This window comes from Streptomyces sp. CB02400 (genome assembly GCF_001905725.1).
Taxonomy (GTDB): Bacteria; Actinomycetota; Actinomycetes; order Streptomycetales; family Streptomycetaceae; genus Streptomyces; species Streptomyces atrovirens.
This window is the reverse complement of record NZ_LIWB01000014.1, coordinates 29,038-41,088: the sequence shown is the minus strand read 5'-3', so window position 1 is coordinate 41,088 and position 12,051 is coordinate 29,038. Positions and strand designations below refer to the sequence as shown.

Sequence of the window (12,051 nt, the reverse complement as noted above, 5' to 3'; positions counted from 1 at the left end):
GGTCGGCGACGACGACCGACCCCATTGTCAGTGGCTGCCCCTACGGTTTGATCAGTAGGACCCGGCGGAACGGCCGCGGGTTCCGTCTGGGGAGGGGTTCGCCATGTCTGCCGGTTCCACGGTGTCGACGACGTATCTGGAGCTGTCGCAGGAGGACGGCGCCGCGCACAAGTTCTACGAAGTGACGGTCGACGGCCAGACGGTGACGGTGCGCTACGGCAGGATCGGCGCGACGGGACAGACCCAGACGACGACGTTCCCCACGGTCGCGAAGGCGCGGGCCGCCGCGGCGAAGAAGGTGGGGGAGAAGGTCCGCAAGGGCTACGAGCCGGCGGTGCGGGGGCAGCGGGCCCCGCGCGCGGTGACCCGCCGTCAGGTGGCCTCGGCCCCGTCCACCGCGCGCGCCGTGGCCCCCGTGCTGTGGCGGTTCGGCACCGGCTCCTCGGCGTTCGGCATCCACGTCGACGACGACCGCTGCTGGGTCGGCAATCAGTCCGGTGACGTCTTCACCCTGGACCACGAGGGCGAGGTACTGGCCCGCTTCAGCCTGCCGGACGGGGTGAAGTGCCTGGTCGCGGACGACTTCTGGATCTACGCGGGCTGTGACGACGGCCGGGTCTACGACCTCTCCTCGAAGCTGCCGTTCGCCGCCTACGACATCGCCGCGGACGTCGACATCTTCTGGCTGGACATCCACGAAGGGGTGCTGAACGTCTCGGACCGCGCCGGCCGCCTCACCGTCATCGACCACGAGGACGAGCACCAGTGGACCCGCCGCAGCCAGGGTGAGCACGCCTGGATGGTCCGCGCCGACGACCGGGCCGTCTACCACGGCCACCAGGGGGGTGTCACCGCCTACGCGCCCGACGGCGGCGGCGAGTTGTGGCACACCCCCACCCGCGGCGGGGTGCTGTTCGGCTGGCAGGAGGACGACACCGTCTACGCCGGTACGGCGCACCGCGTGGTGCAGCGGCTGTCGAAGGCGACCGGCGCCATCGAGGCCACCTACGCCTGCGACAGCGCCGTCTACTCCTGCGCCACCTCACCGGGCGGACGGTTCGTCTTCGCCGGTGACGCCGCGTCGTCCGTCTACTGCTTCGACCGGGACGGCACGCGCCTGTGGAAGCTCGGCACGGGAGGCGGATCGGCGCTGTCCATGCAGTACCGCAACGAGCGGCTGTACCTGGTGACCACGGACGGTTCGCTGGTGTGCGTGGACGCGAGCGAGGCCGCCGTCTCCGCGGCGCAGCAGGGCACGGTGCCGGTCGCGCGGGACGTCAAGCTCGCCGCGGCCCTGCCGACCTACGCGCCGGCCACGGCCGCGACCGCGGTGGCGACCGTCGCCCAGGCCCCCACCGGTGCCGTCGTCGTCGAATGCGTCCAGCAGCACGGCCGGCTGCGCGTCCACGTCGTGTCCGAGGGCTACGACGGCTCGTGGAACGTGCAGTTCCCGCGGGCGATACGGGTGCCCGGCGCACGCTATGTCGTGGACGCGCTGCACCCGGCGGCCGGCGGCTTCTACCGGGTGCGCGGGGAGATCCGCCGGCTCCAGTGACCGCCGGCGGACGCGCTCGGCGAACCCGTGAGCCCTGTATGCGCCCCCGAATGGGTAAGGACAATGCAGTGCTCGTGATCACCCCGTGAAACGCCGTGGTTTCCGGACCCGTTCAGGAAAGCAGGTCGACCGTCGTGCTGTTGCGTCTGCCCACATCCCTGTCCGAAGCTCAGCGGTATCTGGCCGAAGGAGCGGTGCCCGTCGGCGGAGCCACCCTCGTGTGGGCCCTCTGGCAACGCGACGGCTTCCCCGAGCAGGCCATGTCCCTGCGCAAGCTCCCCCAGGCCACCCTCATAGAACGCGAGGCGCTGGGCTCCGCCGTCCTGCTGCACCAGGTGGACGACCGGGTGCCGGACGTGCTGCGCCGGGCGGCCTCCACCGTGGGCACCGGCGCCGTACGCCGGACGGCCACCGTCGGCGGCAACATCGTGGGCAGCACCCTGCGCTGTCTGCTGCCCGCGGCGCTGGTCCTGGACGCGCGGGCGACCGTACTGGACCGGGACGGCGCCTACGAGACCGACCTGGCCGAAGTGGTGGCCAAGCGCCATCTGCTGCTCGGTATCCGCTGGCGCGACCCCGTGGCCAGCGGATACTACAAGGCGGACGGTGAGGCGGGCGGGCCGCCGCCCCTCGTCGTCGCCACCGCCGTGCACACCGGGAGCGACGGCGCCCGCAGCCTCTTCGTCGCCGTCCGGGACGGTTACGAGGTGATCAGCGAGACCACGCCCTGCCACACCGGAGCCGAGGAGGTGCTGCGGGCCCTGGACCGTACGGACCTGGGATCACTGCCCGCCGAGGCGCGGGACGAGGTGCGCCGTGAGGTGACCGCGCTCCTGGACCGCACCGCAGGCCGCTGACGCCTGCGCGCCACCCGGACCGCCCGGACCGCCCGGGTGGCGCGCAGGCGCGCACCGTTCAGCAGATCCGCGGGAGCTGTTCGCCCATCGGCAGGTCCACCACCCGGGTCCCCCCGAGCCCGGTCCGCGCGACCACCATGCCGGGGTGCTCCGCGACCACCTCGCCGATGACGGCGGCGTCGGCACCCAGGTGATGTGCCTTCATCGCGGCCAGGACCGCGTCCGCGTGCCCGCGCGGCACGAAGGCGACGAGCTTGCCCTCGTTGGCCACGTACATCGGGTCGAGCCCCAGCATCGCGCAGGCGCCGGCCACCGGCGGCGGCACCGGGACGGCACGCTCCTGGACGACGACCCCGCACCCCGACGCCACGGCGATCTCGTTGAGCGAGGCCGCCAGACCCCCGCGGGTCGGATCGCGCAGCACATGCAGATCCCGGGTGACCGCCAGCATCGCCTCGACGAGCCCGCCGAGCGGCGCGCAGTCGCTCTCGACCGCGGTCTCGAACCGCAGGTTCTCCCGCTTGCTCATGATGGCCACGCCGTGCACACCGATGGTGCCGCTCACCAGGACGACATCGCCGGGAACCACCCGCTGCGGACGCAGGTCCACCCCGGCGGGGACCACACCGATGCCCGCCGTGTTGACGTACACGCCGTCACCGTGGCCGGCCTCCACGACCTTGGTGTCACCCGTCACCACCCGCACCCCGGCGGTACGGGCCGCGGCACCGATCGCCTCGGCGACCCGGCCGACCGTCTCGATCTCGACGCCCTCCTCCAGGGTCAGGCCGCACGAGAGGTACGCCGCACGCGCCCCGCTCATCGCGAGGTCGTTGACCGGATCAGTCGACGGGCCAGGTGTGGACCGGGGCGTTGAGGTGCATGTAGTCGATGTACTGCTGCGTCATGCGCCGCAGCGCCTCGTGCCGGCCGCAGTGCGCCGAGGCCTCGATGTGGTGGAACATCTCCTTCTGCCACACCGCTCCGTTGCGGCCGGTGACACAGCGCTGCTCGACGACGCCGAGCAGCGGCTCCCGCCAGGCGTCGTCCATGCCGGAGAGCTCCAGCCCGCGGTGCGCCAGCGGCAGCAGCCGCCGCAGGACCAGTTCGGAGGCGGGCACCTCGCCCATCCCGGGCCAGTACAGCCGGGCGTCGATGCCGTACCGCGCCGCCATTCGCAGATTGTCCTCGGCGGCCGAGAAGGACATCCGTGACCACACCGGACGGTCCTCCTCCACCAGGGCGCGGGTCAGCCCGTAGTAGAAGGCGCCGTTGGCGAGGGTGTCGGCCACGGTCGGACCGGCGGGCAGCACCCGGTTCTCCACCCGCACATGCGGTTTGTCCTGGGCGACGGCGTAGACCGGGCGGTTCCAGCGGTAGATGGTGCCGTTGTGCAGGGTCAGCTCCCCGAGTTCGGGGATGTCGCCGCGCTCCAGCGTCTCCGCCGGGTTCTGCTCGTCGCACAGCGGGAGCAGGGCCGGGAAGTAACGCAGGTTCTCCTCGAAGAGGTCGAAGACGCTGGTGATCCAGCGCTCCCCGAACCACACCCGGGGCCGCACCCCCTGCACCTTGATCTCCTGCGGGCGGGTGTCCGTGGCCTGCTCGAACAGCGGGATCCGGGTCTCGTGCCACAGCTCCTTGCCGAACAGGAAGGGGGAGTTGGCGGCGAGCGCGACCTGGACGCCGGCGATCGCCTGCGCCGCGTTCCAGTAGTCGGCGAACCGCTCCGGGGACACCTGGAGGTGGAACTGCGTGCTGGTGCAGGCGGCCTCCGGAGTGATCGTGTCCGCGTAGGTGCGCAGCCGGTCGATGCCGGTCACCTCGATGTGCAGGTCCTCCCCGCGCGCCGCGAAGATCTGGTCGTTGAGCAGCCGGTAGCGCGGGTTCTCCGACAGCGCTCCCTCGCCGACGTCCTCCTGACGCAGGGTGGGCAGGATGCCCGTCATGATCAGACGGGTGCCGATCGACCCGGCGCGCCGCTCCGCGTGGTTCAGCGCGGCGCGGATCTCGCCCTCCCAGGAGTCGGGGCCGCCCGCGGTGAGCCGCCGCGGCGGGATGTTGATCTCCAGGTTGAACCGGCCCAGCTCCGTCGCCCAGGCCGGGTCCGCGATCGCCTCCAGCGCATCGGTGTTGCGCATCGCGGGCTCGGCCCGGTCGTCGACCAGGTTCAGCTCGATCTCCAGCCCCACCCGGGGCCGCTCGGCCTCGAAGCGCGACTCGCGCAGCATCTGCGCGAACGTCTCCAGGCACTCCTGCATCTTGATCCGGTAGCGGCGGCGGTCCTCGCGGGTGAAGGTGAGCGCCGGGACGTCCCGTCCCATGGTCTCCCTCCAGGGCTCTCGTCCTCGGAACCTGTCCACCCCAGCGTCGCACCGGCGGACGGGTCCGACCACGCGGGACCGTACCGACGTGCGGCTACCGCCGCGTGGGCGCGACCGGCCACGACGGCGCCGCGGACGACCGACGGCACATCGCCGCACCCGGCGGAGCGCCTAGGCGCCCTCGGCCAGGAAGGCGGTCAGGCTGTCGAGGAGCATGGTGCTGCCCTGCTCGGCCGTGTCGCGTTCCTCCGCCGTGTCGCACGTCTGGCGGGTTGTGATCCGCGTCCGGCCGCCGTCCTCGTCGAGTTCCACGGTCATCACCGTCGGCTCGGGCCTCCCGGGCACGTCCATCCCCACCACCAGCAGGCGGTTCTCGGTGACGCCGAGGTAGGACCCGGTCAGCGGGAACTCGCCGCCGTCCGGCGTGACCATGGTGGCCTTCCAGGCGCCGCCCGGCCGTACGTCCATCTCGACGGAGCCGGGAGCGGCGTACGCCCACCGGGCGTACTGGTCGGGAGTGGTCCACGCCTGCCACACCCTGTCCACGGGGGCGTCCAGCGTGCGGGTCAGGTCGTAGGAGAAGCCGCTGTCGGTGGTGGTCTGCTCGGCGCTCATGGTGTCGTCCCCTCTTGTCCTGCGTCTCGGCGGGTGAGCCTCGCGCAGGTGTAGACGTGCGGGGGTGCGCGAAGTCATCGACCGCCAGTAGGTGTTTTTCGTTGACAACAAACTGTTCACCCTGTGATGCTCGTTCCATGCCGTCGATCACCCCCGCACAGCCCGACGACCCCTTCGTCCCGCCGAGTTCCGACGCGGCACGCGTCCAACGGGTGCACGCCTCCCTGTTCCGCATCGCCGAGCGGCACGCGGCCACGGACGCACAGCGCCGCCGCCAGATCCACCCCGGCGTGATCGGCCCGCACGAGGCGGTCAGGCTCGTGGCCTTCCTGCTCAGCGGCGCCGCGCTGCCCGAGGACGGCGAGCCCGAGGTGGACCACGCGGACATCACCGCCGCGCTGAGCCTCGTACCGCGTGCCCGCGCGGAGATGGACGAACTGGAGGCCGGACTCCTGGAGATGGCGCGCGGACGTGGCATGACCTGGCCCGAGATCGCCTTCGGCCTCGGCCTGGGCAGCCCGCAGGCCGCCCGGCAGCGCTACGAACGCCTGGCCGGCCGCACCGACACGGGCGACCGGTAGCCGCTCGGCCGGCCGTCGCAGGCCGGCTCGCCCACGGCCCGGGCGGCCCGCCGCCAGGCGGCACTGACCGCGCGGTGCGCCGTCGCCGTCCCGGTCGCCGTGCCGGGCGGCAGACGCACGGGACGGCCGATGTGGACATGGAGACGCGGACGGCGCAACGGGGCGGTGAGCACACCGGCCAGTTGCTTGGCGACCGGCCCGGAGGCCAGCCGCCGGGCCCCCGCCTGGCCCACGGGGACGACCGGCGCGCCGGTCGCGGCCGACAGCCGTGCCAGACCCGTACGGAACGGCCGGGGCGCGGCACACCCCGCGTCCAGGCGCGACGGCAGACCCCCTTCCGCGTAGATGAGCACATGGCGTCCCGACCGCACCGCCTCCGCCGCGGCCTCCAGCGCGTCCGCCGCGCGGGCCGACCCCCGGTGCACGGGAACATGACCGCCCTTCGACAGGGCGCGCCCCAGCACCGGCACCCGCCACAGCCCCGCCGTCGCCAGGACGACCGGTGTCACGCCCACCCCGCGCAGGGCGGCCAGCACCAGCGCCGGATCGGCCGTCGAGTCGTGGTTGGCGACGAAGACACTGCCGGCGGGGAACGGCCCGTCGGTCTCACGGGTGACGGTGAGCCGCCCGAACAACGGCAGCAGGACGGCGGCGGCACGGCTGAGCAAGGGACGTCCTTCCGGCAGACGGGATTCCTGCCGGTCAGCTTCGGGCGCGGCGGGCTCCCCACGCCTGAGTACGCGTACTCGGACCGGCGGCGCCGCCTACTCGGTTCAGGGCCGGGGACCAGGGCTGAATCACCCCCGGGCGCCCTGGGTACCCGCCACTTCCCCGCGCGGACACGCCGCGCCGCTCCACCACGGGAGGCTGCCATGGCCGACCTCAACCCGATCGACCTGCAGAAGGCCCTCAAGGGCGCCGACTACCCCGCCGACAAGGACGACCTCGTCTCGGTGGCGAGGAGCAACGGCGCGGACGACACCCTCGTCAAGAAGCTGGGGCAGACCGGCACCAAGCGGTTCGACGGCCCCGACGAGGTGCAGAAGGCGGTCTTTGGCAACGAATAGCGCCCTGTCCCGGGGCTGCCCGCACGGCGGCCCCGGCCCTGCCGGACAACCGAGACGAGGGACGGTACCGCGATGACCGAGTACGAGCGTTCACACACGATGCCCGCATCACCCGAGCACGTCTTCGACCAGGCGGCCAACGTCGACCAGATGGGCGACTGGCTGCCCGAGGCCCTGCACGTGCACGCCGAGGAGCTGCCCGCCGTCACCGTGCACGAGGACCGCTCCGACGAGGACACCTCCGCGCTGCTCCGCGCCCAGCGGGACCAGATGCGGCTCGAATGGGGCACGCGCGAGCAGGGCAGCTACACCGGCTGGCTCCAGGTCGCCGGCATCGGCAGCGGGGCCAGCGAGGTCACGGTGCACCTCTCCTTCTTCGACGACAGCCACGACCCGGGCGAGAAGGCCGTCGGCGACGCCCTGGACTCCAGCCTCCGGCGCCTGGAGGAACAGGTACGGCTCCGTGTCGACAACGCCGCCGGCTGACCGTCCGCCCCGTCCGGAAGGCCACCCCCACCATGAGCAGTGAGCCCACCCCCGAGCACCGCTCGGACACCGCACTCAGGGTCAACGGCAAGCCGCACACCCTCCGCCTCGACCACCGGCGGGTCCTGCTGGACGTCCTGCGCGAGGACCTCGGCCTCACCGGCGCCAAGAAGGGCTGCGACCACGGCCAGTGCGGGGCCTGCACGGTCCTGGTCGACGGCCGCCGCGTCAACAGCTGCCTGCTCCTGGCCGTGTCCCTGGACGGCTGCGACGTCACCACGGTCGAGGGCCTCACCGACGGCGACGACGACCTGCATCCCCTGCAGCAGGCCTTCCTCGACCGGGACGCCTTCCAGTGCGGGTACTGCACGCCGGGACAGATCTGCTCCGCCGTCGGCGTCCTCGCGGAGGCCGAGGCAGGCCATCCCTCCCACGTCACCGACCCCGCCGCCCCCTCCGGACGGCCCGTTCCGCTGGACGCCGCCGAGATCCGCGAGCGGCTCAGCGGCAACCTGTGCCGCTGCGGCGCCTATCCGCACATCGTCGAGGCCGTCGAGGACGTGATCTGAGTGAAGCCCTTCGGATACGTGCGGGCCGGCACCGTCGAGGAGGCGGTCGAGGCGCTCGCCGCGCATCCCGGCGCCCGCTGCCTCGGCGGCGGCACCAACCTGGTCGACCTGATGAAGCTGGGCGTGGAACACCCCGACGTCCTCGTCGACGTCAGCCGACTGCCGCTGGACACGGTGGAGGAACTGCCCGACGGCTCCGTGCGCGTCGGCGCCACCGTCCGCAACAGCGACCTCGCGGCACACCCCCTGGTCCGCGACCGCTACCCCGCCCTGTCCCAGGCGCTCCTCGCCGGCGCCTCCGGACAGTTGCGCAACGCCGCCACCACCGGCGGAAACCTCCTCCAGCGCACCCGCTGCCCCCACTTCCAGGACCTGTCCAAGCCCTGCAACAAGCGCGCGCCGGGCAGCGGCTGCGGCGCCCGGGAGGGCACCCACCGCGACCACGCGGTCCTCGGCCACTCCGAGCACTGCATCGCCACCCACCCCTCCGACATGGCCGTCGCCCTGGCCGCCCTCGACGCACACGTGGAGCTGTACGGCGACGAGGGCGCCCGGGACGTCCCGGCGGACCGGTTCCACCGGCTCCCCGGCGACCACCCGGAGCGGGACACCGGGATCCGGCCCGGCGAGCTGATCACCGGCGTGGTGCTCCCGCCCACCACGGCGTCGCTGCCCTCCGCCTACCGCAAGGCCCGCGACCGCGCCTCGTACGCCTTCGCCCTGGCGTCGGTCGCCGCAGTCCTCGAGACGGCGGACGACGGCACCGTCACCCACGTGGGGCTCGCCTTCGGCGCGCTCGCCCACAAGCCGTGGCGGGCCGAACGCGCCGAGACGGCACTGCACGGCGCCCCGGCGACCCCGGACTCCTTCGCCCGCGCCGTCGACCTGGAACTCGAGGCGGCCCGGCCGCTGCGCGACAACGGCTACAAGGTGCCCCTCGCCCGCAATCTCGCCGTGGACGTCCTGACCCGGCTCGCGCCACCCGCCCGGCGCCCCCGACACCTCACGGAGGACTCATGACCGGCACCGGTACCGCGCTGGGTGCCCCGGCCGAACGCCGCGAAGGACGCCAGAAGGTCACCGGCGGCGCCCGCTACGCCGCCGAACACCCCCTGCCGGGCCGCGCCCACGCCTGGCCCGTCCTCGCGGCCGTCGCCCGCGGCCGGGTGACGGCCATGGACACCACGGCCGCCCTGGAATCGCCCGGCGTCCTGACCGTGCTCACCCATGAGAACGCCCCCCGGCTCACCGAGCCCGACGACCCCACCCTCGCCGTGCTGCAGGAACCCGGGGTGCCGCACCGCGGCTGGGTCGTCGCCCTCGTCGTCGCCCGCTCCCTGGAGGAGGCCCGTGCCGCCGCCCTGGCCGTCCGGATCGAGTACGCCGAGGAGAAGCACGACGTGACACTCACCGCGGACCATCCCGAGGCGTACGAGCCGGAGACCGCCAACGCCGGCTACCCGGCCCGCCGTGAGTACGGGGATCCCGACAGCGCCTTCGCCTCCGCCCCCGTCCGGGTCGACGTCTCCTACCGCGTACCGCCGCTGCACAACCACCCCATGGAGCCCCACACCAGTACGGCACAGTGGGAAGGCGACCGCCTCGTCGTGCACACCTCCAGCCAGGGCGGCACCGCGGTACGCGCCACGCTCGCCGCGCTGTTCGAGCTGCCCGAGGACCGGATCACCGTCGACACCGGCCATGTGGGCGGCGGCTTCGGCTCCAAGGGCACCCCGCGCCCCGACGTCGTGCTCGCCGTCATGGCCGCCCGGGAAACCGGCCGGCCCGTCACCGTCGCCCTGCCCCGCCGCGACATGCCCGCCCTCATCGGCCACCGGGCCCCCACCCTGCACCGGCTCCGCCTCGGCGCCGACGACGACGGCCGGCTGACCGCTCTGACCCACGAGATCGTCACCCACACCTCCCGTATCAAGGAGTTCGTGGAGCAGGCGGCGGTCCCCGCACGCGTCATGTACGCCACCCCGAGCAGCCGTACGCTCCACCGCGTGGTCCGGCTCGACGTGCCGACCCCGTCCTGGATGCGCGCACCCGGTGAATGCCCCGGCATGTACGCCCTGGAGTCGGCGGTGGACGAACTCGCCGGCGCCCTCGGCATGGACCCGGTACGGCTGCGTGTCCTCAACGAACCCGAGCGGGAACCGGACAGCGGCAAACCGTTCAGCAGCAGGCACCTCACGGAGTGTCTGCGCGAGGGCGCCCACCGCTTCGGCTGGGACCGCAGGGACCCCCGCCCCCGTTCCCGGGCGGAGGGACCGCTGCTCGTCGGCACGGGTGTCGCGGCGGCCACCTACCCCGTCCTCGTCCAGCCGTCCACCGCCGAGGCACGCGCACTGCCGGACGGGACCTTCGTCGTCCGCGTCAACGCCACCGACATCGGCACCGGAGCCCGTACCGTGCTCGCCCAGGTGGCGGCGGACGCCCTCCGCGTGCCGCTGGACCGGGTACGGACCGAGATCGGCGACAGCGACCTGCCGTCCGCGTCCCTGGCCGGGGGATCCTCCGGAACCGCCTCCTGGGGGTGGGCCGTGCACGACGCCTGCACCAGGCTCACGGGCCGGCTGGGCGGCCTCACCGGCCGGCTGCCCGGCGAGGGCGTCACCGCCCACGCCGACACGGCGGGCCGGGCGGACGCCGAGAGCCCCTACGCCCGCCACGCCTTCGGGGCGCACTTCGCCGAGGTGACCGTCGACTCCGTCACCGGCGAGGTGCGGGTGCGCCGGATGCTCGGCGTCTTCGCCGCCGGACGCATCCTCAACGCCCGTACCGCACGCTCCCAGTTCATCGGCGGCATGGTCATGGGGCTGGGCATGGCACTGACCGAGGGCAGCACGATGGACGCCGCGTTCGGCGACTTCACCGAGTCCGACCTGGCGTCCTACCACGTGCCCGCGCACGCCGACGTGCCCGCCGTCGAGGCGCACTGGATCGACGAGCAGGACGGCCACCTCAACCCGATGGGCAGCAAGGGGATCGGCGAGATCGGCAACGTGGGCAGCGCGGCCGCCGTCGGCAACGCCGTCCACCACGCCACCGGCGTCCGCTTCCGCGACCTCCCGCTGACCCCGGACAAGGTGCTCGCCGGACTTTCGGGACCGCCCGCGCCTACCAGTGGGCGGGGCGGCTGAGCCCGGGAGGCAGCACGGTGGCCGCGTCGCCCCTGGCCGCGTCGAGCTGTGCCTGGGTGAGGAAGAGGGCGCCGGTGAGGTCGGCGCCGCCGAGGTCCGCGTCGCGCAGGTCGGCGCCGATCAGGTCGGCGTCGCGCAGATCTGCCCCGCTCAGGTCCGCGGCGACGAGGAGGGCCCCGCGCAGGCTCGCTCCCCTGAGACCGGCGCCGGACAGCTTCGCGCCCATCAGATCGGCTCCGCGGTGGTCCTTCCTGCGGCCCGGGACGCGGGCCCGGACGAGTTCACTGGCGCGCAGCAGCAGCGGGTTGACCTCGCCGCGCAGCGCGTTCACGTCCAGCGCGGTGACCGCCTCGGCGCTGCCGCGGGTCAGGCCGTCGATCCGGGCCAGCGCCCGCCGCAGCTCCTTGTGGACGGGCCGGGCCGCCGCGAGGTCGAGGGCCTCGGCGACGTACCGGAGCAGCTCGTGGAGCTGCCGCATCACGGGGAAGACCTCGAACATGGCGCGCGCCGACTCCGGTGCCCGGCGCCAGTCGGTGCCGCCGAAGGTGACCTGCGACACCTTCTGCCCGGCGCCGAAGCAGTCGAAGACGGTGCAGCCGGGGTAGCCCCGGTCGCGCAGCCGCTCGTGGATGCCGCAGCGGAAGTCCGTCCGGAGGTGGGAGCAGGCCTGCCCGGCGGCCTTGTCGACGGCGAAGTCGGCGGAGCGGGCGAAGGGCAGGGCCACACAGCACAGGCCGAAGCAGCTGGCGCAGTCGGCCTGCAGGTCCTTGCGGCCCCCGGAGGTCACGGGGGCTTCGTGCTGGGGTGACACCGTGCGGGCTCCCGTTGTGCGACGAGCGGTCGGCGCCCATTCT

The 12,051-nt window shown here is 73.4% G+C and carries 12 protein-coding genes and 1 pseudogene; 8 read left to right on the top strand and 5 right to left on the bottom strand.

Translation table 11 applies throughout. The features are described from left to right. The first annotated feature begins 103 nt into the window (after positions 1–103). Positions 104–1,555 (top strand): WGR domain-containing protein, encoded by a 1,452-nt coding sequence (locus tag AMK33_RS28390; RefSeq protein WP_073935832.1) that lies wholly within the window; start codon positions 104–106, stop codon positions 1,553–1,555. A gap of 134 nt (positions 1,556–1,689) precedes the next feature. Further along, the gene (locus AMK33_RS28385) at positions 1,690–2,412 is read left to right on the top strand and encodes an FAD binding domain-containing protein (protein WP_073935831.1); all 723 of its coding nucleotides are present in this window, start codon (positions 1,690–1,692) and stop codon (positions 2,410–2,412) included. A 58-nt stretch (positions 2,413–2,470) separates the two neighbouring features. Here the strand turns inward: AMK33_RS28385 and hypE are convergent. The 3 genes and pseudogenes from hypE to AMK33_RS28370 form a co-directional block, all read right to left on the bottom strand. Next, positions 2,471–3,250, bottom strand: a pseudogene (gene hypE, locus AMK33_RS28380) (hydrogenase expression/formation protein HypE); the annotation flags it as partial. 4 nt (positions 3,251–3,254) lie between these two features. Then, positions 3,255–4,733 (bottom strand): glutamate-cysteine ligase family protein, encoded by a 1,479-nt coding sequence (locus AMK33_RS28375; RefSeq protein ID WP_073935830.1) that lies wholly within the window; start codon positions 4,731–4,733, stop codon positions 3,255–3,257. A 171-nt stretch (positions 4,734–4,904) separates the two neighbouring features. After that, positions 4,905–5,348 carry an SRPBCC family protein gene (locus AMK33_RS28370; RefSeq protein ID WP_073935829.1) on the bottom strand — a complete coding sequence of 148 codons (444 nt, stop codon included), beginning with the start codon at positions 5,346–5,348 and terminating at the stop codon, positions 4,905–4,907. 137 nt (positions 5,349–5,485) lie between these two features. On the opposite strand from AMK33_RS28370, the gene AMK33_RS28365 reads away from it, so the two are divergent. Then, positions 5,486–5,929, top strand: coding sequence for a DNA-binding protein (locus tag AMK33_RS28365; protein ID WP_073935828.1), 444 nt, complete (start codon positions 5,486–5,488; stop codon positions 5,927–5,929). Here the strand turns inward: AMK33_RS28365 and AMK33_RS28360 are convergent. Next, positions 5,887–6,597 (bottom strand): lysophospholipid acyltransferase family protein, encoded by a 711-nt coding sequence (locus AMK33_RS28360; protein WP_073935827.1) that lies wholly within the window; start codon positions 6,595–6,597, stop codon positions 5,887–5,889. The two genes, AMK33_RS28365 and AMK33_RS28360, sit on opposite strands and share 43 nt — an antisense overlap. A 204-nt stretch (positions 6,598–6,801) precedes the next feature. Here AMK33_RS28360 and AMK33_RS28355 point away from each other — a divergent pair, with 204 nt between their 5' ends. The 5 genes from AMK33_RS28355 to AMK33_RS28335 all read left to right on the top strand — a co-directional run bounded on the left by AMK33_RS28355 (position 6,802) and on the right by AMK33_RS28335 (position 11,197). Then, positions 6,802–6,996 (top strand): DUF2795 domain-containing protein, encoded by a 195-nt coding sequence (locus AMK33_RS28355; RefSeq protein ID WP_073935826.1) that lies wholly within the window; start codon positions 6,802–6,804, stop codon positions 6,994–6,996. Positions 6,997–7,068: 72 nt separating this feature from the next. Beyond that, complete coding sequence (locus AMK33_RS28350) at positions 7,069–7,482, top strand: SRPBCC family protein (protein WP_073935825.1); 414 nt, start codon at positions 7,069–7,071, stop codon at positions 7,480–7,482. 32 nt (positions 7,483–7,514) lie between these two features. After that, the gene (locus AMK33_RS28345; RefSeq protein WP_073935824.1) at positions 7,515–8,051 is read left to right on the top strand and encodes a (2Fe-2S)-binding protein; all 537 of its coding nucleotides are present in this window, start codon (positions 7,515–7,517) and stop codon (positions 8,049–8,051) included. Beyond that, the gene (locus AMK33_RS28340) at positions 8,052–9,071 is read left to right on the top strand and encodes an FAD binding domain-containing protein (protein WP_073935823.1); all 1,020 of its coding nucleotides are present in this window, start codon (positions 8,052–8,054) and stop codon (positions 9,069–9,071) included. Continuing rightward, a complete protein-coding gene (locus tag AMK33_RS28335; protein ID WP_073935822.1) occupies positions 9,068–11,197 on the top strand; it encodes a xanthine dehydrogenase family protein molybdopterin-binding subunit in 2,130 nt (709 codons plus the stop codon). The genes AMK33_RS28340 and AMK33_RS28335 overlap by 4 nt, the downstream gene beginning before the upstream one ends. Here the strand turns inward: AMK33_RS28335 and AMK33_RS28330 are convergent. Then, positions 11,175–12,008: a pentapeptide repeat-containing protein gene (locus tag AMK33_RS28330; RefSeq protein ID WP_073935821.1), complete on the bottom strand. Its 834-nt coding sequence runs from the start codon at positions 12,006–12,008 to the stop codon at positions 11,175–11,177. The two genes, AMK33_RS28335 and AMK33_RS28330, sit on opposite strands and share 23 nt — an antisense overlap. Between the last annotated feature and the right edge of the window lie 43 nt (positions 12,009–12,051).